This window comes from Lyticum sinuosum (assembly GCF_034471385.1).
In the GTDB taxonomy this organism is placed as follows: domain Bacteria; phylum Pseudomonadota; class Alphaproteobacteria; order Rickettsiales; family Midichloriaceae; genus Lyticum; species Lyticum sinuosum.
Map to the genome: position 1 here is coordinate 155,009 of NZ_JARGYU010000001.1, position 19,362 is coordinate 174,370.

At 23.8% G+C, this 19,362-nt stretch carries 15 protein-coding genes and 2 tRNA genes; 6 read left to right on the forward strand and 11 right to left on the reverse strand.

What is annotated here, in order from left to right:
- Nucleotides 1–51: 51 nt before the first annotated feature.
- On the reverse strand, nucleotides 52–1,245 hold the full coding sequence (locus Lyticum_RS00635; protein ID WP_322498404.1) for an FtsW/RodA/SpoVE family cell cycle protein: 1,194 nt from the start codon (nucleotides 1,243–1,245) through the stop codon (nucleotides 52–54).
- Nucleotides 1,246–1,501: 256 nt separating this feature from the next.
- Here Lyticum_RS00635 and pth point away from each other — a divergent pair, with 256 nt between their 5' ends.
- A complete protein-coding gene (pth, locus tag Lyticum_RS00640) occupies nucleotides 1,502–2,071 on the forward strand; it encodes an aminoacyl-tRNA hydrolase (protein ID WP_322498405.1) in 570 nt (189 codons plus the stop codon).
- Here pth and Lyticum_RS00645 read toward each other — a convergent pair whose 3' ends face one another.
- The 3 genes from Lyticum_RS00645 to tig all read right to left on the reverse strand — a co-directional run bounded on the left by Lyticum_RS00645 (nucleotide 2,072) and on the right by tig (nucleotide 5,775).
- Complete coding sequence (locus tag Lyticum_RS00645) at nucleotides 2,072–2,830, reverse strand: hypothetical protein (protein ID WP_322498406.1); 759 nt, start codon at nucleotides 2,828–2,830, stop codon at nucleotides 2,072–2,074.
- Between the two features lie 134 nt (nucleotides 2,831–2,964).
- Nucleotides 2,965–3,942 (reverse strand): murein hydrolase activator EnvC family protein, encoded by a 978-nt coding sequence (locus tag Lyticum_RS00650; protein WP_322498407.1) that lies wholly within the window; start codon nucleotides 3,940–3,942, stop codon nucleotides 2,965–2,967.
- Between the two features lie 411 nt (nucleotides 3,943–4,353).
- A complete protein-coding gene (gene tig / locus Lyticum_RS00655; RefSeq protein WP_322498408.1) occupies nucleotides 4,354–5,775 on the reverse strand; it encodes a trigger factor in 1,422 nt (473 codons plus the stop codon).
- 234 nt (nucleotides 5,776–6,009) lie between these two features.
- Here tig and Lyticum_RS00660 point away from each other — a divergent pair, with 234 nt between their 5' ends.
- Nucleotides 6,010–6,939 (forward strand): ComF family protein, encoded by a 930-nt coding sequence (locus Lyticum_RS00660; RefSeq protein WP_322498409.1) that lies wholly within the window; start codon nucleotides 6,010–6,012, stop codon nucleotides 6,937–6,939.
- Between the two features lie 137 nt (nucleotides 6,940–7,076).
- The gene (locus Lyticum_RS00665; RefSeq protein ID WP_322498410.1) at nucleotides 7,077–7,223 is read left to right on the forward strand and encodes a hypothetical protein; all 147 of its coding nucleotides are present in this window, start codon (nucleotides 7,077–7,079) and stop codon (nucleotides 7,221–7,223) included.
- A 55-nt stretch (nucleotides 7,224–7,278) separates the two neighbouring features.
- Here Lyticum_RS00665 and ychF read toward each other — a convergent pair whose 3' ends face one another.
- Entirely contained in the window at nucleotides 7,279–8,370 is a 1,092-nt protein-coding gene (ychF, locus tag Lyticum_RS00670) for a redox-regulated ATPase YchF (RefSeq protein ID WP_322498411.1), read from the reverse strand.
- Between the two features lie 285 nt (nucleotides 8,371–8,655).
- Here ychF and fabF point away from each other — a divergent pair, with 285 nt between their 5' ends.
- Nucleotides 8,656–9,936 (forward strand): beta-ketoacyl-ACP synthase II, encoded by a 1,281-nt coding sequence (gene fabF / locus Lyticum_RS00675; protein WP_322498412.1) that lies wholly within the window; start codon nucleotides 8,656–8,658, stop codon nucleotides 9,934–9,936.
- A 198-nt stretch (nucleotides 9,937–10,134) separates the two neighbouring features.
- A complete protein-coding gene (gene gatB / locus Lyticum_RS00680; protein WP_322498413.1) occupies nucleotides 10,135–11,577 on the forward strand; it encodes an Asp-tRNA(Asn)/Glu-tRNA(Gln) amidotransferase subunit GatB in 1,443 nt (480 codons plus the stop codon).
- A 218-nt stretch (nucleotides 11,578–11,795) separates the two neighbouring features.
- Here gatB and Lyticum_RS00685 read toward each other — a convergent pair.
- The 6 genes from Lyticum_RS00685 to Lyticum_RS00710 all read right to left on the reverse strand — a co-directional run bounded on the left by Lyticum_RS00685 (nucleotide 11,796) and on the right by Lyticum_RS00710 (nucleotide 17,859).
- A tRNA-Ala gene (locus Lyticum_RS00685) sits at nucleotides 11,796–11,871 on the reverse strand.
- A 6-nt stretch (nucleotides 11,872–11,877) separates the two neighbouring features.
- Nucleotides 11,878–11,952 (reverse strand) — tRNA-Gly (locus Lyticum_RS00690).
- A 152-nt stretch (nucleotides 11,953–12,104) separates the two neighbouring features.
- Entirely contained in the window at nucleotides 12,105–12,890 is a 786-nt protein-coding gene (locus tag Lyticum_RS00695) for a 7-carboxy-7-deazaguanine synthase QueE (protein ID WP_322498414.1), read from the reverse strand.
- Between the two features lie 14 nt (nucleotides 12,891–12,904).
- Nucleotides 12,905–15,676 carry an outer membrane protein assembly factor BamA gene (gene bamA / locus Lyticum_RS00700; RefSeq protein WP_322498415.1) on the reverse strand — a complete coding sequence of 924 codons (2,772 nt, stop codon included), beginning with the start codon at nucleotides 15,674–15,676 and terminating at the stop codon, nucleotides 12,905–12,907.
- A gap of 127 nt (nucleotides 15,677–15,803) precedes the next feature.
- Nucleotides 15,804–16,817: a M50 family metallopeptidase gene (locus tag Lyticum_RS00705; protein WP_322498416.1), complete on the reverse strand. Its 1,014-nt coding sequence runs from the start codon at nucleotides 16,815–16,817 to the stop codon at nucleotides 15,804–15,806.
- A 187-nt stretch (nucleotides 16,818–17,004) separates the two neighbouring features.
- Entirely contained in the window at nucleotides 17,005–17,859 is an 855-nt protein-coding gene (locus tag Lyticum_RS00710) for a hypothetical protein (RefSeq protein ID WP_322498417.1), read from the reverse strand.
- Between the two features lie 304 nt (nucleotides 17,860–18,163).
- Between Lyticum_RS00710 and Lyticum_RS00715 the strand changes: the two genes are divergently transcribed.
- Nucleotides 18,164–19,342 carry a D-alanyl-D-alanine carboxypeptidase family protein gene (locus Lyticum_RS00715; protein ID WP_322498418.1) on the forward strand — a complete coding sequence of 393 codons (1,179 nt, stop codon included), beginning with the start codon at nucleotides 18,164–18,166 and terminating at the stop codon, nucleotides 19,340–19,342.
- Nucleotides 19,343–19,362 lie beyond the last annotated feature (20 nt).

Genomic DNA, 19,362 nt, shown 5'->3' on the forward strand with positions numbered 1-19,362 from the left:
TGATATTTTTTTATATCTAATAAACTATTAATAATAATAAAGTAAAATTTATTAATATTTAATATGAATTATATTAATTCTATTATTATGCTTAGTTTTTGCTACAAGATTTAAAATAATACCAATTCCACAAGATGATGCAATTAAAGCTGATCCTCCGTAGCTAATAAACGGTAATGTCATACCCTTTGTAGGAAGAATATTAAGTGTTACTCCTATATTAAATATAGATTGAAATGCTATATATGTTACTATACCAACTATTGATATTAAAGAGAAGTCATCTTTTGTTTGTAAAGATAGATATAAACTACGCAATACTATTGCTGCAAATAATGTTATAATTACGAGACATGGTATACTACCAAATTCTTCTCCAGCAACAGCAAATATAAAATCTGTATGAGAATCTGGTAAATGATATTTTACTATACCTTCTCCTGGTCCAACACCAAATGCTCCACCTCTACTATAAGAAGCAAGTGATTTTTCTATTTGATAAGTCAATGCATTACCATTATTAAAAAACAAATCTATTCTTTGATTAACATGAGGCATAGTAATATAACAAAATACAAATAGTATTAATATTAAACTACAAGAAATAATAATCCATATCCATGGTAAATTACTTATAAAAAGTTGAGTTAATATTGATAATGTTATTGTAATTGTCATTCCAAAATCTGGCTGAATAATAATTAAAGTTGCTATTGGAAGATGTATGAGAAAAACACAAAAAAAGCGTCCATTTTCAGTAATGAAGATATTTTTTAATGGAGAAAAAAAACTATTTTGATTATTATTTTGTTTTTCAAGATATTGTTTATTACTTAATATTTTTGCAATTATAAAAGAATAAAAAGGTTTTAATATTTCTGATGGTTGTACTGATACGCCTATAATATTGAGCCATCTTTTAGCCCCTTTATTTACATCACCAAAAAAAGGAAGTAGAATAAGACCTAGTACACTAAATATAAATCCAATATAAACAACTTTTATAAGATATTCTTCTTTTAAGAATGCTATAAAAAGCATTATAAATATAGAGCAGAAAGCATATACAATTTGATTAGCGAAAAAATGCATACTTGATATATTAATTCTCTCACTACTAGCAGGACCAGCAGTTGCTAACATTATTAATCCAAATATTATCATTATACAAACAAGTAAAAAAAGAATATGATCTATATTGCTCAATAATAAGGATATTTGTTTTGATGTTGTTTTTTTCATCATTTTATATACTTTATAGTTAGTTATCTGTTATTAGTTTAATAAGTTTAGAAAATATAATATTGTTCTATATATAATTAAGATAAAGTTACTTAAATTTATAAATTTCAATATAAAATTCTTTATAGATAAAAATAAGTATTTTAATTTCTTAAAAATTTAAAAAAATCTTTATTTTATATTTATTTATAATTTACATAATATATTTTTTTTTATAAATATTAAATTAATAATAGTACTTATTATATTTTTAGTAGTTTTGAGTAAAAATTCTAATAAAAGAATTATAGTTGGTCTTGGTAATCCTGGATTAAAATATAATAAAACAAGACATAACGTTGGTTATTTATTCATAGATTATATGATTAATAACTATCAGCTTTCTTATAAAAAAAAATTTAATGGATTACTTTTTGAAGCAAACTTAGAGGAAGAGAATATATTATTCTTTAAACCTTTAGATTATATGAATAATTCTGGTGATTCAATTTCAGAATTAATACATTATTATAAAATAGATTTATCTAATTTATTTATCGTACATGATGATATAGATTTAGGATTTTGTCGAATAAAAGTAAAAAATGGTGGTGGTAATGGTGGTCATAATGGTCTAAAATCAATTGATTTACATCTGAAAAGTAATAATTATTGGAGAATAAGAATTGGAATAGGTCGTCCTGATAATGGAATAATATCTAATTATGTTCTATCTGATTTTTCGAATCAAGAGATTAATAATCTAACAGTATTATTTGAAAAAATAAAAAAAAATATTATACATCTATTTTATCAAAAAATAGATATATTTTTAAATAAAATTAAATAATTACTTTTGTATATGTTGATTATTACCATTATTTGAAAATTCTTTTGTTTTTATTTGTGATTTATTATAACTAATTTTGATTGCACTAAGATATTTTGATGTACTTTGAGCTATTATGTTAAAAATTCTTTGAAAAAACAGTGGTTCTTTCTCTAAATTATTGTCAATTTTAATATTACTTTGCTGTTGAATATTATTCTGCTGATTGTTTCCTATTTCTTGTTGAATATTTTTCTGTATTTTAGTTTCTTGTTGAAAAGCTACTGTTGTTTGAGGATTTTGAGTTTGACCTGATAAAATATTAGAAAATTTTTTAGTTTTATCTATGTTCTTTTGTACATAAGGGTTTACATGAGAAACTTCTTTACTTGGTATCTTATTTGAAATTTCAGGTTTATTTTGTTGAATATTTTTCTGTATTTTACTTATTTCCTGTATTTTAGTTTCTTGTTGAATATTATTCTGTTGATTGTTTCCTGTTTCTTGTTGAATATTTTTTTCTTTAATAAGATTTATTACTTCTAATTCTGTCATTATTTGTTGATGTAACACTCTATTTTCTTCCATAAGGATCTTTATATTTTCATGAAATTTTTTTGAATATTCTCTCAATTTCTTTAAATTCTCTTTATTAGTAATATCTTCTGAATTTATTTTAGTATTGATTTTATTCATTAAATTTATAATATCTTCAATATTTTCGACATTTTTTTTATATTGAATCTTTAATTCTTGGATATTTTTAAGATATTGTTGCATATTTTTAATTAATATTAAATTACGTTAATATTAACTATTATATCATATAAAATTAAAAAATTTTAATAATTTTAAAAAAATTTAATAATTATATTAATTTATATATTATTTCTAATATATATAATAATATTATCTTAACTTTCTGGATCAACTGCTTGGTTATTATGACCTATTGAAAAATATAATTGAGGTTGATCTACTTCTCCTGTTTTTCCAACTTTAGCAACTATTTGTCCTCTTTTTACTTTATCTCCTTTTTTGACTAATATAACGTTATTATGTGCATATGCACTACTATAATTGTTAGCATGTTTTATTATAAAAACTTTGCCAAATTTTTCATCATTATCGTTAATATAGATTACTATTCCATCAGCAGTGGCTCTAACAGGTGTGTTAGCTAATGCTGCAATACTTATCCCTTCAGAGAAATCTTCACTCTGCTCTTCCATATGATGAATAACTTTACCATTAATTGGCCAAATATAAGATATATTATTTATTGGATGTGTAATTCTATAATTACTTGTAGAATATTGAACTTGTGATTTAGATGTAGAAGAATTTTCTATATTAGGAATGTTTTTATTATCTTTAACATTTAGATTATCAGAATTATTAGATTTTTTCTCTTCAGATTTTTTCTCAGTATTTTCTTTTATGGGCTTATTATTTAAAGCATTTTTATTAATTTTTGTATTGCTTTTAAGTTCTTCATTAATTTTAGGTGGTTCATTTACAACTAGCTCCCAAGTTTCTTTTACAGTAGAATTACTTTTTTCTTTTTTATTATCAATTTCTTTTAATTCTTTTAAATTACTGGATATATCATTTTCATTAAAATATTGATCTTTTGGTAAAAAATTTGGAGAACGAAAATTATTAGACTCAATTACATCTTCTTTATTTTTTATACTATTACTATAAAATTCTACATTATCATCTTTATTTTCTATATTTATAGTTCCACCGTATTTGTAGTAAAGATTACTTTTGTTTTCAACAACAACATTGTTTTCTCTTGTTGTACTACTACAACTTGAAAAAGTAACTGTAATAGTAAAAATTACTGAATAGAATTTTAAATAAAAATGAATTTTTTGCTTTTTCATTCGCATTTTAGGTAAAAATAGTTTTACTTTGATAATTAATATATAATTTTATCAAAGATTATGCTTTATAGCATTTTTTATGTCTTACTAAATTACCATATATTATATATTTTTATATAAAAATCAAATTACACTTATTTTTATAAAATAAAGTAGATTATAAAATTTGATATATAAAAATAATTGTATATAAAAATTAAAGTGTTAGATTTATGAATCTTAATAAAAAAATAAATATAAAAATTTATTTGTTATACTATTTTTTAGTATAACAAAAATATTTATTTATAGTATGAGTTTTCTAAATTTTATTCAAGATAAAATCTATTTAAAATAAAATATCAACTTAAAAATTCTTTATAGATAAATTTGTTACATTATCTATTATAATATCAATTCTAGCACTATTTTTTATATTATATCTTGTAGCTTAGATGCATACTCTTCATTAAATTGCTGACTAGTAACAGTAATTTCTTTTGTTTTAAAACAATCAAAAATAAACGTAATAACTTTTTCTTCTAGCACAGTTGCTTCAATTTTAGGTAAGTTCTTTTTATCTTCGTATTGCTCTTGTATTTTTTGTGAATCACCTGGATTTCTTAATATTTCAAGCTGTTTATAATCTTCAACATCTTCATCATTTACTTCTATTGAATATTTTTTTGCAATTTCTGCTAGAACTAATCCAACTTTAACTCTGCGACGAGCAATATTCATTATTTTTACTGCCATTTCATCTCGATTTTCTTTTTTATCGTTAGAAATTTTAGGCATTACTTCAGACCATAAAGATTTAAAATCTATTTCTATCATACTAGGAGGGATATCATCCATCTTAATAATTTCATCTAAAACTTCAAATAGCTGTTTTTTAGCATAAAGACGACTTAAAAATGTGAAATCTGCTTTAAGTCTTTCACTAATCATCTCTCTAAATTGATCAGTATTTTCTAAACCTAAACTTCTTGCGAATTCATCATTAAATTCTGTAGACTCTGCTTTTTTTATATTAGAAACAGTTACTTTAAATATACAATCTTTTCCTGCATTCTCTTCAATGTGATAATCATCAGGGAATCTTACTTTGATAATTTTACTCTCATTTACTTTCACACCAATAAGTTGATCCTCAAAGTCTTTAATAAATTGATTGCTTCCTATTATTAATTCAACACCTGAACCTGAACCACCATCAAATGGTTTACTATCTATTCTTCCATCAAAATCTATTATTAATTTGTCGCCATCAATTGCTTGATATTCAGGATCTGTTTCAACATAATCATTTGAAATGTTTTTTAGAGTTTCTATTGCTTTATTGATATCGTCTTCAATAACATTTAAAGAAAGAATTTCTATACGATCGTTAAAAATAGGATCTAATAAATCTATTGGAGGGATTCCACCAACTATTTCAAATTTAACATAACAACTTAGTTTTTTTCCTTTTTCAAACTCTTCAACATCAATTCCTGGAGGTGAACTTATAGTTAAATTTTCCTTTTTAATAACATACTGAAGCATTTGAGCAATTTTTCTATCTATAATAGATGTCAGTATTTTTTCTCCTAAATGTTTACGTGCAATATTCTTTGGAACTCTACCTTTCTGAAATCCTGACATTTCAAGATTTTCAGATTCAGCTTCAATTTTTTGCTCTGCTAAATCTATAATAGGATCAGCAGATGTCCAAATTCTATATTCAAATTTATTATCTCCTTCCTGTTTTACTAAAGAATATTCTATTTCAGTTCCAGATTTAACACTGACTTGGTTTTCAGCTTTATTGATACCAGAATTTATATCTATAATTTTATCTTTATCTTCCATTTTTATGATTTTAATTAAGTTAGATATATTAATTAAGAATAATTAACAATAATAATTCTATCATTTACAAACTCATATGTACATAGCAATTAAACCTTCTAAGATTAAAAATCAATAGCTGGCTATTTCTTATTTATTAAAAATAAATTTAATTTTATTTCTATATTATCAAAGAGTATTAATGTAGATATTTACATGAAACTACAAAATAAAATAGAAAATCTTTAAAATATTATGAAAATTAATTTTTTTGAATTTTTGTATAAATTTTTAAATAATATTTTGAATATTATTTACCCATATCAATGTATTATATGTAAAGAAGAGATTATAAGCAATATGCAATCACTTTGTTATAAGTGCTGGTGTGATTTAGATTTTATTGATGGGTATTGCAATATATGTGGAATTTTACTAGAAGGACAAGATTGTTATATCTGTCGTATAATTAATTATAAAAATGTATATTTAAAATCATTAAAATTTCAGTTAAATTATATAGATAAAATAATAACTCCTTTACATTATAATAAACAAATAAAAAATATTATAGCAGATTTTAAATACAATAAAAAACTAGGATATGCAAAATTTTTTGCAATTTTAATATTCCAAAAATTATATAAATATTTATTTGATGAATATTTTTTTTATCAAAGTAAAAAAACTCAAAATGTACAATGGTGTATTACTGCGATTCCATTACATAATATAAAACTCAAAAAAAGAGGTTATAATCAATCTGATATTTTAGCAAGATCACTATATAAGCTTCTTTTTAACTTATCTTCAATGGATAAAACAAAGAAAAATAGTATAATGTATAATATTAATAAAATATATAATTTTTTGCCAGAACAAGATTATAATTCTTTAAAAAATCTATCATATTATAATAATATTCTTAAAAGAATAAAAAATAATAAACAACAAGCGAATTTATCTTTAACTGAACGTATAGAAAATGCTAGGGGTATATTTTCAGTTGATTGTAATAATCAATTAATAAATGGAAAAAACATAATACTTGTTGATGATGTAATAACAAGTGGATCAACTATAAATGAAGCTGCAAGAGTTTTAAAAGAAAAAGGAGCTAACTTAATATATGGTGTTGGGATAGCTAAAACATCATTTCATGAAAAAAATGAATTTATAATATAAAAATTCAATCAAAAAGAATAATTAATTATATTTTAATATAAAAATAATAATAAATACTATATAATAAATATAATTGATAAAAATTAATTTTTACTAAAAAAATATATATTTATAATTTTATTAATTGAAATACTGAAATGAATATTGATATAACTAAAATAATACTTTCAATTTCTTGCTTATTATTAGGGTCTTTAGCTCTAGGAATGACATATTGTATACACAAAATGTGTAATTATAAAAACGTACTAAATTCAGAACAAAATAACAAAATAACAAAATAAATATTATAAAATAAAAATTGTTTATCTATTTATCTGAAAGTTGGATTTTGATGAATCATACATTAAATCGAAAGTGAATAATATCACCATCCTGTACAATGTATTGTTTTCCTTCTATCCTCATTTTACCAGCATCTTTGGCTCCATTTTCTCCTTTATAATGTATATAATCATTATAACTTATGGTTTCTGCACATATAAATCCTTTTTCAAAATCTGAATGTATAATACCTGCTGCTTGTGGAGCAAAGAACCCTCTTTTTATTGTCCAAGCCCGTGCTTCTTTAGGTCCTATTGTAAAAAACATCTGAAGATCTAATATTTTATATGCACATTGAGCAATACGATCTAAACCACTTGAGTTCATACCCATTTCATTAATAAATGATAATCGTTCATTAAAATCATTAATTGATGCAATTTCTGATTCAATTTTAGCTGATACTAAAACAGACTCTATATCTTCTTCTTTAAATTTAATAAGATCACTATAATTATTACCAGTATTTATTTCAGATTCTCCAACATTACATATATAAAAAAATGGTTTTGTAGATAATAATTGCATATTTTTTATCATTTTATCATTATCTTTTGTAATTAAACTACGTGGTGATAATTTTCCATTTTCAATACAAGATATAATATCTATGCTAATTTTTAATATATCATTAGCTTCTGGACTAATTTTAGCTTTTTTTTCAAGAGATGGTAAACGTGAGCGTAAACTATCAAGATCTGCTAATAAAAGTTCCATTTTAATTACTTCTGCATCTTGCAATGGATTAACTTTACCATAAACATGAATAACATCATCATCTTCAAAACATCTAAGAACATAAGCAATAGCATCAACTTCTCTAATATGACCTAAGAATTTATTACCTAATCCTTCACCCTGACTAGCTCCTTTTACTAGTCCCGCTATATCTACAAACTCAAGTTGAGTTGGAATTATTTTTGCTGAAGATGCAATATTAGCAAGATTATTAAGGCGCTCATCAGGAACAGCAATTATACCATTATTAGGTTCTATTGTACAAAACGGATAGTTAGCGGCTTGTGCTATAGAACTACCAACTAATGCATTAAATAATGTAGACTTTCCAACATTAGGTAGCCCTACTATTCCACATTTTAGAGTCATTTACTGATTTAAAAAATTCTATGAATAATATTTATTTTAAGTTAAATTAATAATTTTATATATTTTTAATTAATAGATTTATTAGATATTTTTTAATATAAAATTATAAAAATAATCTTTAGTAATGTTATTACTAATTATTTACATATTATTATTATATATACAATATATATTCTTCATTATTATATAATCTTGATTATTGCTTATATATATTACTTATATATATTATACATATTATACATTATGTATTAATTAAATAAATAATTTAAATAAATGTATTAAAAAATGAGATCAACACGTAAAGTAGTTATAACAGGAGTTGGATTAATTACCCCACTTAGCATTAAAACAGAAAAGAGTTGGGAAAAAATTATAAATGGTGAATCTGGAATAAAATCTATTCCATCTACTCTTTTTCCATTAGATGATTTACCATGTAAAATTGCTGGATATATTCCAGATAAAAAAAATGATTCAGAAAATGGTTTTTCTGCTGAAGATTGGTTATCTTCAAAAGAAATAAAATCAATGGATCGTTTTATTCAACTTGCAATGGTAGCTACAAAACAAGCAGTTGAAGATTCATGTTATACTCCGGATACTTATGATAAAAAAATTCGATCTGGTGTACTAGTTGGATCTGGGATTGGTGGACTAATAAGTATTGAATGTAATTCACATATTATTGTCGATCGTGGACCTCGTCGTGTTAGTCCTTTTTTTATTCCATCAAGCTTAATTAACTTAACATCTGGACATATATCTATTAAATATGGATATAAAGGTGTAAATTTTTCAATTGTTAGTGCTTGTGCTACTGGAGCTCATTGCATCGGAGAAGCAGCACGTATAATAGCATGCAATGATGCTGATGTTATGATAGCTGGTGGTACAGAAGCTGCAATATCATATGTAGGTTTTGGTGGATTTACTGCAGCTAAAGCATTATCAACTAACTATAATCATGTACCTACACAAGCTTCTAGACCATGGGATAAAGGAAGAGATGGATTTGTTATGGGAGAAGGTGCTGGCATAGTAATATTAGAAGAATATGAACATGCAAAAGCTCGAAATGCTAAAATTTATGGTGAAATAATAGGATATGGGTTGAGTAGTGATGCATACCATATAACTGCACCAGATGAAACAGGAGATGGTGCATACCGTGCTATGAAAATGGCTTTAGATAAAGCGGGAATAAATGCAGCAGAAATAGATTATATCAATGCACATGGGACATCAACACCTATAGGTGATATGGTAGAATTAAAAGCTATGAGAAATATTTATAAAAATCAAGATTATAGACCTATTATATCTTCAACTAAATCTTCAATTGGTCATCTTCTTGGAGCATCTGGAAGTGTTGAAGCGATTTTTAGCTTACTTAGTATGAGAGATAATATCATTCCTCCAACACTTAATCTTAACGATCCAGAAGAAAATACTTTAGATTTCGATTTATGTCCTAATGTTGCAAAGAAAGCTAAATTGAACTATGTAATGTCTAATTCTTTTGGTTTTGGCGGTACAAATTCTTCATTAATATTTAAAAAAATATAAAAAAATATTTTTATTAAATCTTATTAAAATTTACATTTATATACTTCACATTATTAGTGTTATACAATATTATCAGTATATCAAATTACTTTTTATAATGGTAACTTGGTTAATTTTTTAAGTATCTTAGTGTTACTCAAGTATTATTTTTATATTATTATTTTTATCATTTTGTATTAATTATTTTATATTTTTTATATGATTATTAGAGGAAAACAAAAAAATTGGCAAGTTGTAATTGGTTTGGAAGTTCATGCTCAAATGAACACTAAATATAAACTCTTCTCTCCAATGAGTAAAACTATTTTTGGGGAAGAATGCAATTCTCAAGTTTCATTTATAGATGTTGCTCTACCTGGGACTCTTCCTCGGCTTAATTCAGAGTGTGTTGATATGGCAGTTAAAACAGGTTTAGCGATATCTGCAAGAATTAATGAAAAATCTATATTTGATAGAAAAAATTATTTTTACTCCGATTTGCCTCAAGGATATCAGATAACTCAGATGTATCATCCAATTATAAATGATGGAAAAGTTGAGATAGAATTAGAAAATGGAATAACAAAAATAATCAAAGTTGATAGAATTCATATTGAACAAGATGCAGGAAAAAATATACATGATGAATCATTAGATCATACTCTCATAGACTTAAATAGAGCTGGAATTGGGTTAATGGAAATAGTTACAGAACCTAGTATGCGAGCTCCAGAAGAAGCAGGTGCTTTTTTAAGATCTTTAAGAATAATAATGCGTTATATAGGTTCATGTGATGGAAATATGGAAGAGGGATCTATGCGTTGTGATGCAAATGTTTCTGTTATGCCTGATAGTTCGAATTTTTTAGGAACAAGAGTAGAATTAAAAAATTTAAATTCTATAAAAAATGTTATGCGAGCAATTGAAATTGAATCACATCGTCAAGTTGAAATATTAGAATCTGGAGGTATAGTAAAACAAGAAACAAGGCTTTTTGATCCTGATAAACAAATAACAAAATCAATGCGTAATAAAGAAGATCTTGCTGATTATAGATATTTTTCTGATCCAAATCTTATACCAATAATATTGACTCAAGATTATATAGAAAAAATTCGCCAAACTTTACCAGAAATGCCAAAGGATAAAATTAATAGATACATTAAAGATTTTTGTATTACTATAGATCAAGCTAAAATAATAGCAAATGATAAAAATAATGCAATATTCTTTGAGAAAATGGTATATCATGGAGCTCAACCTAAAAATGCAGCTAATTGGATGATAAGTGAATTATTTTCTTATATTAAAGATATTGATACTTCTCCTGTTAGCGCTGAGAATTTAGCTGATTTAGTTATACTAATTGATAAAGGTAATATATCTGGCAAAATTGCTAAAACTATACTTGAGAAAATGTTTATAGAATGTAAATCAGCTAATGAAATAATTGCTTTGGAGAATTTAAGCCAAATTAATAATAAAGATGATATAATAAAAATTATAAAAGATGTTATATTAAATCATCCAAAAGAAGTTGATGATTATAGATCTGGAAGAGTTAAGTTATTTGGATTTTTTGTAGGACAGATTATGCAACGTAGTAAAGGTATGGCAAATCCTACATTAGTTAATGATCTATTAAAAATAGAATTAAAATAACCAACAAACTATTCTATTATAAGAGTATATAATCTAATAGTAGGTAGTCATATATATATTAGATTAATAACAGTCTGCCAATAGAAAGATTGACGGAAAAGGAATTAAATACTCATATAAACATGATGCAAAGATCCAATTTTATAAATAAATGTAGAGAAATTATACACTTAAACGATATATGAAAATACAAAAGATTAACATATCATAAATTTAAATGGTGGAGACAAACGGATTCGAACCGATGACCCTCTGCTTGCAAAGCAGATGCTCTACCAACTGAGCTATGCCCCCCATAATTGGAGCGGGTGAAGGGGATCGAACCCTCGACCCTAACCTTGGCAAGGTTATACTCTACCACTGAGCTACACCCGCCCTACTATGTGTTGTTGATTTTATTATATATAATATACTAAATCAAGAAGTTTTTTTATTAAAAATTAATATTTATTAAATTAAACATTCAAAGTATTATTATCTAATTAATATGCTATACCTGAATATGTAAAAGATGAATATGTAAAAATTTACTCAATCTCTAATAATTTATGAATTTGTAGTGATAATATTCCATTGAATTCTGTTACAGCTTTAATTGTTGCATTTATATTTTCTTTATTTTTTAAAGAATTATTTTCATCTATTGGTTGAAAATATATTTTACTATTAGGAACTTGTTTTTTATAAATTTCTAACCCTTTTTTTAATATTTTTAGATCAGAATAATAATATATTTGATTTAGTTGATTGGCTTTCTCCTTTATTTCTATATAGTTTTTTTTAGAACAAATTAAAAATTTAAAAGCAATTATATTATTTACAAGTTTACTGTTTATAGGCCAGTAACATCCACTATTTATCTTTGGAGAACAAACTATTTCAGTATTTTTTGGAATATCATAATATAAAGTTCCATTACTCTCTATTTGAACAATATGCTGATATTTTAATAGTAATTCACAAAGAGGACCTATGTTCTGTCTAAATGGTTCTCCTCCTGTGATAACTATTAATTTAGGAAGATTATTAAGATTATATTTTTCATCTAATTTTTCTGATAAATCAAATTTATTATACCAATCTGAGAATTTTTTTTTAATTAATTCATATATTTCTAATATTTCAATCAATTCATAATCCTCAAATTCTGTATCACAAAAATCACAAGATAAATTACATCCAGATAATCTAATAAATACAGCAGAATATCCTGTATATGGTCCTTCTGCTTGCAATGTCCCAAATATTTTTTTTACTTTAAGTATTTGACCATTAGTTATTTCTTGTTTTAATTTTTTATTTTTACCAAACATATAATTATTTCACGTCAATAAATACCATATCCAAAAGATATTCTTGGATTATCTTTTTGATCGTAATTTTTAGATCTAATTACTTTTCCAAAATCTATTCCTATTTTTCCTAATGGAGATTCCCAAATAAACCCAAAACCAATAGAAGTTCTTAAATATTTATCGTCAAATACCATAGATTTACTGAGTCCAACACTATTTTTTGGAATATCGATTCCATGACTATCTCCAGCCTCAATAAATAAAGCTCCTTTAATATCTATTTCTTTAGGTAATCCTATAGGAAATGTGATATCAGCACGTCCAGAATAATATTTCTTTGCACCTAATGCATCACCAGTATTTTTATCACGTGGTCCAATTCCTGTGACAGAAAATCCACATATATCATACATTCCCATCATATAAGAATCATCTATGCGAATGGAATTATTATCATAACCATGTATTACACCTGCCTTAGCTGATAAACTAAAGACAAATTTTTGATTGCTATCAATTGATAAATGATATGAACCACTTATAGTATTACGGATATATTTATTATTACCACCTATTCCAGAAATACTTTGACTTATAGAAATCTTATAGCCTTTTTTAGGATTAGCATTATTATCGATGGTATTATAAATAAGAGTGTTATGTATAACAGATGATAAAGTTTTATCTGGTTGTGATGTGATAAATGGTGAAAGTTGTGAATCAGATTTTTGTATATGATCTAAACTAATTGAATAACCTACTCTATGTAATAATTTATCATTCAAATGATATCCTATATTAATACCAGAAGAATTTTTATCAATAATATAATTTTTACGTGATATATTATTATCGTCAAAATTTAGATTATAAATATAATTATCATCATTATCTGTACCACCAACAAAATTTTTATAGCTTGATGTAGATATATCAAATCCAAGTATCATATTTTTATTCATGAAATATGGATCTGTTATATTAAAGCCTATAATTCTACTTCTTGGGCCACACTGTAGTTCAACACCAATTTCTTTACCAGTACCTATTATGTTTCTCTCTCTGGTTGATATTCCAAAAGTTAAACCATCTTTAACACTATATCCCATATTTATACCTGCAGTTCCTGTACCTTTTTCTTGAACTGTAATATCAATATCAACTTTATCTTTAAGATAATCGTCGTTTTTATTTTTTATATTTTCTACATTTTTATCAGAAAAAGAATTAATTTCTATATTTTTATCAAGATTATAAGATAATATATCATCATTTTTATAATTAATATCATTTAAATTAATTAAATATGAATTTTTTGATGAAGCTTGACTAACTTTTAATTTTACTTCACTAAAATAATCTAGATTATCAATTCTCATTTTTGAGTAATCAAGAATTTCTCTACTAAACGGATCACCTTCAGATAATCTTATCTCTCTTCTTATAACTTCATCTTTAGTTCTTACATTTCCATCAATATTTATACGATTGATATAATATGGAGTTTGATTTAATACAATAAATTCTGTATTTAACACATTATCATTTTTATCCTTTTTATTTATTCTATCAATATTTACAAAAGCATATCCTTGATTTTCAACTTCTTTTTTTATTTTTTCTTTTAAATTTTCTATATCATCTTCGTTAAAATTAGAATTTTTTGATTTATTTAATTTAAATTTATAATCTGAAATTATATTTTCTAAAGGTAATAAATCAATATTTTTTATTTCACTATTTACAGAAATACTACCACAATCATAGTGTTTACCTTCATCTAAAATAAACGTTATAACTGAACCATTTTGATCCGGAGATATTTCAGTAACAATATTTGTTATTTTAAAATCAATATATCCATTTTTCATATAAAAATTTCTTAACATAATTTTATCCCCTTCTAAACGTGCCTGGTCAAAAAAGTCAACAGGTGATAAAATATACCATGCATATTGTCTAGATATTATTATATCTTTTAATTTTGAAGAAGAAAATGCATTGTTACCAACAAACTGTATGCTATTTATTTTCATTTTAGGTGATTCATTAACAACAAATATTAAGTTTACTCTATTTTTATCTAACTTAATTATTTTTGGAGTAACATTTGTCATAAGATATCCACGTGATTTATATAAATTACTTATTGTTACAGCATCTTGAAGTACGATATCTTTCTTATATGTATCTAAAGGCTTACTCTTTATTGTTTCATATATAACTCTACTTATAATCTCATTATTACCTTCAATACTGACTTGAGCAAGAACAGGATTTTCAATAAGTTCTATTTTCACAATACCATCTAAGAATAAAATATTTATTCTATTATAATGACCTGTAGAATAGAGTTTCTGTATAGCATTATTTGTAACATCATCAGTATAATAATTACCTATAGATATCTTGCTTATTGAAATAACGCTTTCTTTTGGCCAAATTGAATCACCTATGACTTCTATATTTTTTATAATCTTATTAGAAGTTTGCTTATCATCATTTTTATTAATAATATTATTAGATTGTATTTTTTTTACATTAATTTTTTTTATCTCATTTGGAGACTTTTTCTGTTTGTTTAGTAGATTATTTTTTTTATTTGAAGGAATATTATTAGATTGTATTTTTTTTACATTAATTTTTTTTATCTCATTTGGAGACTTTTTCTGTTTGTTTAGTAGACTATTTTTTTTATTTGAAGGAATATTATTTTGCATTGCAAGAAGTGAATCAGAATCACTTATAAAATTAAATGATAATAAACCACAAAATAATGTTAAAAAACATATAAAGCGTAACATGTATACCTAAAAACAATAAGAAAGATAAATTTGTGATCTTATACTCTATTGATAAAATTTTAAAATTTATACATATATAATATGTATTAAACTATAAGGTATTAAAAGATGTATACACATCTAAAATTCATCTAAATAGAGAAATAATGTCTTTTGATATAGCAAAAACCATTAGCAAAATCAATATGGCATACCCAACTTGCATAATTCTATGATATAATTGTTTATTGAGTCCTTTACCGATTATCATTTCTATAATATAAATTAATAAATGTCCCCCATCTAGGCCAGGAATCGGCAATAAATTTATAAATCCTAAATTTATTGATAATATAGATATAAATACTAAAGTATGCTTTAACCCTTTAGATATTGACTGCATAGAAATTTGAAAGATTTTTATTGGCCCACCTATTTCAATAGAATTTTTTCCTAATATAATATCAAATATCCCATTAATCATTTGATAATTCATGGATATTACTCCATTAAATGCTTCAGTAATTGCATCTATAAAAGATATATTTTCATTTATAACTTTTTCAAATCTGATACCAATATTACCTAATGCACGATTGAAGACTAGATTTTTCTTCTCGCCATTCTTATGCTCAATAGTTATAGATATATTATTATTTTTTTGTTCTATTATTTCTTGTACTAAAAAATCATTACGACCATTAAATTCTACAACTTTATCACCAGGAACAATCCCAAACTTTTCTGCTATAGTATTAGATTCAACTTGTGTTATCTCAGGACAAATTATCATTTTACCATAGGAAATCAGAACTATAAAAATAACAATAAAACTTAATAAATAATTAGCTAATGGTCCAGCGAATGCTATTAAAGCTTTAGATAATGGAGGACTTGAATCGAAAACGATGGTATCATCATTATTTTTTTGATCATTTTCATCATCAGAGTTATCCTTGTCAAAAGAAACATATCCGCCTAAAGGAAAAATACATATCTTCCATTCAGTTTGATATTTATCATGAAAACTATATAATTTTTTACCAAATCCTATTGAAAATGTTCTTACTTTAACTTTTCTCAATCTAGCTGCAATAAAATGTCCAAGTTCATGAATAAATATTATGATAAGAAGTATACTAATAGTATATACTATAATCATTGTTTTTTTATAATTTTTGTATAGTTTATTTTTATTGGATTATTTATCATTATTTTTATATGTATGCTATATAAATTTATACTATACAATATTTCAAATAAAACAATTTATATATTTTTATAATAAAAAGTATAAAGTTAAATAATTCTATTAAAAAAATTAAAATAAAAAATTTTGAAGTAAACATTTATAGAACACAATAATTATTCATATAGTTTAATGCATTATTAATACCATTAAGAGAATAATAATCTATTGCTATATTTCCTGATATATCAGATGTATATAATATAATCATTTCGTCCATATCAGTTCTCATTTTATTAATAATGTTTATATTATTATATCTACTAATTTCTTTATAAAAGAAATTATTATTTAGTCCTATACTATAATATATACCGCTTATATAAATAGTTGGATTACTTTCTATTACAAAGCCTGATGATCCACCTAAAATAAATTTTTCGTAACCAAAATGATGAATCATAATATATGGTTGATTTCTTATACCAGAATAAAGAGCAGAACGAAGAGGTTTAGAAATAATATGACAAGTAAATTTAGTTGTTCCAACTCGTCTAACGATTACATCCCATTTCCCGTATGTTATTACTTTTTTTGTTTCCCATTTATGCCATGATAAATTATTTTTTTTATCAATCTCATCTATATTAAAAATAGTATCAGATTTTTTATTTATATTTTTTTTTTCATTTTGTTTATCTTTTTGTATTACTTTAATATTATTTTTATTCTCTGATTCTTGTTTTTTTGTCTCGATAAAGTTTTTTTTAAAAAAATCATCCTCTAATATCTCTTTATTATTTTTGATATTCATCCAATCAGTGTTGTCATCTATTTTTTCTTGATCAAGAGATCCTTTTATATTTAAATTATTATCTGCAAATGATTTATTAAATAATATATATTTTTTTAGATAATTATTTTGTATAAAAAATAAATAAAATAAAAAAATAATAATAATTATTTTTTTTATTGATATTTGTTTCTTTATCAAGTTTATTTTTGATTTTTTCATAAAATTTTTATATATTATAATGCAAAATTGATAAAATCATATAAAAAAATATAAAAGTTAATATATTTGAAATTAGTATTTGTTACTTATTTATAAAGATATAATATTCACTAATATTCTTGTTATAAGTTTCTACTTATGATAGTTAATTTGAATTATGTTGTTAAATGTTTTTTCTATAGACAAATTCTATATGTAAAAAATATGACTATTTTTTACGATTTTAATATATAAAAAAAAATAATACAAATTGTTATACCAACAAATAAAATTTATTTTAAACAATAGATTAATAATTTACAGTATGTTCAAAGTTAAGAATAATTTATCATTAGTATTAGTAATTATTTTATCACTAAAAATTTTTTTTTCATTTAAAAATGAAATTTTTGCTGAAAATAAAGCAAAATTTGCAATTTTAGCGGATTATAATACAGGTGCTATTATTTATGAAAAAAATGCAGATGAAAAAATGTTTCCATCTTCTATGACAAAAATTATGACAACATATTTATTATTCTCAGCACTTGATAGTAAACAAATAACATTAGATCAAAAATTACAAGTAAGCACAAAAGCTTCCTCTATAAATGGATCCAAAATGTTTATTAAAGAAGGATCATATGTTAGAGTTGATGATATTATCAGAGGAATTATTGTACAGTCTGGAAATGATGCATGTATTGCTTTATCTGAAAATTTATCAGGGACAGAGTCTGCATTTGTAGAAAAAATGAATCTTACTGCAGAACAATTAGGAATGAAAAATACAAAATTTGTCAATTCATCTGGTTGGCCAAATCCAGAGCAAGTAACAACTGCGCGTGATCTTGCTATTCTTTCAAAAGCATTAATTCATGATTTTCCACAATACTATCATTATCATAGTGAAAAAGAATTTAAATATAATAATATTCTTCAACAAAATCGTAATTCTCTTTTATCAATAAAAAGTGTAGATGGAATTAAAACTGGAAGAACTGAATTAGGTGGTTATGGTGTGGCATTTAGTGCGAAAAAAGATGGTTATCGTATTATAGGAGTTATAAATGGATTAAATAGTGCAAAAGAAAGACATGAGTCAGCTGCTGAATTAATATCTTTTAGTTTTAATCAATTTACACATAAATTTATTTATAAAAGTGGTGATATAATTGGAGAAACAAATGTTATTTATGGAAATAAAAGAAAGATAAATGCTATTATTACATCTGATATTACAGTCTTCATACCTAAAATATTTAGCAAAAATGAAAATAATTCTTTAAATCAAAATAATCCATTAATAGAACTTTATTTAAAACAAAATATCAAAGCTCCAATTAAAATTGGTGATAATTTAGGATATATTCTTTTTAAACAAAGAATGCTTGCTGGTAATGAAATTAAAATACCAGTTGTAGCAAATGAAAATATAAATAAAGGTTCTTTTATAGAACATTTAGCGCAAAATATATCATTTTTAGTTGCTAAATTTATTTAAAACAATTTTTTCCCTATAAA

Bases quoted from the DNA above. Each gene is read 5' to 3' on its own strand.
- Lyticum_RS00635 (WP_322498404.1), bottom strand. From the start codon at position 1,245: ATGATGAAAAAAACAACATCAAAACAAATATCCTTATTATTGAGCAAT.
- Lyticum_RS00645 (WP_322498406.1), bottom strand. From the start codon at position 2,830: ATGCAACAATATCTTAAAAATATCCAAGAATTAAAGATTCAATATAAA.
- Lyticum_RS00650 (WP_322498407.1), bottom strand. From the start codon at position 3,942: ATGAAAAAGCAAAAAATTCATTTTTATTTAAAATTCTATTCAGTAATT.
- tig (WP_322498408.1), bottom strand. From the start codon at position 5,775: ATGGAAGATAAAGATAAAATTATAGATATAAATTCTGGTATCAATAAA.
- Lyticum_RS00660 (WP_322498409.1), top strand. From the start codon at position 6,010: ATGAAAATTAATTTTTTTGAATTTTTGTATAAATTTTTAAATAATATT.
- Lyticum_RS00665 (WP_322498410.1), top strand. From the start codon at position 7,077: ATGAATATTGATATAACTAAAATAATACTTTCAATTTCTTGCTTATTA.
- ychF (WP_322498411.1), bottom strand. From the start codon at position 8,370: ATGACTCTAAAATGTGGAATAGTAGGGCTACCTAATGTTGGAAAGTCT.
- fabF (WP_322498412.1), top strand. From the start codon at position 8,656: ATGAGATCAACACGTAAAGTAGTTATAACAGGAGTTGGATTAATTACC.
- gatB (WP_322498413.1), top strand. From the start codon at position 10,135: ATGATTATTAGAGGAAAACAAAAAAATTGGCAAGTTGTAATTGGTTTG.
- Lyticum_RS00695 (WP_322498414.1), bottom strand. From the start codon at position 12,890: ATGTTTGGTAAAAATAAAAAATTAAAACAAGAAATAACTAATGGTCAA.
- bamA (WP_322498415.1), bottom strand. From the start codon at position 15,676: ATGTTACGCTTTATATGTTTTTTAACATTATTTTGTGGTTTATTATCA.
- Lyticum_RS00705 (WP_322498416.1), bottom strand. From the start codon at position 16,817: ATGATTATAGTATATACTATTAGTATACTTCTTATCATAATATTTATT.
- Lyticum_RS00710 (WP_322498417.1), bottom strand. From the start codon at position 17,859: ATGAAAAAATCAAAAATAAACTTGATAAAGAAACAAATATCAATAAAA.
- Lyticum_RS00715 (WP_322498418.1), top strand. From the start codon at position 18,164: ATGTTCAAAGTTAAGAATAATTTATCATTAGTATTAGTAATTATTTTA.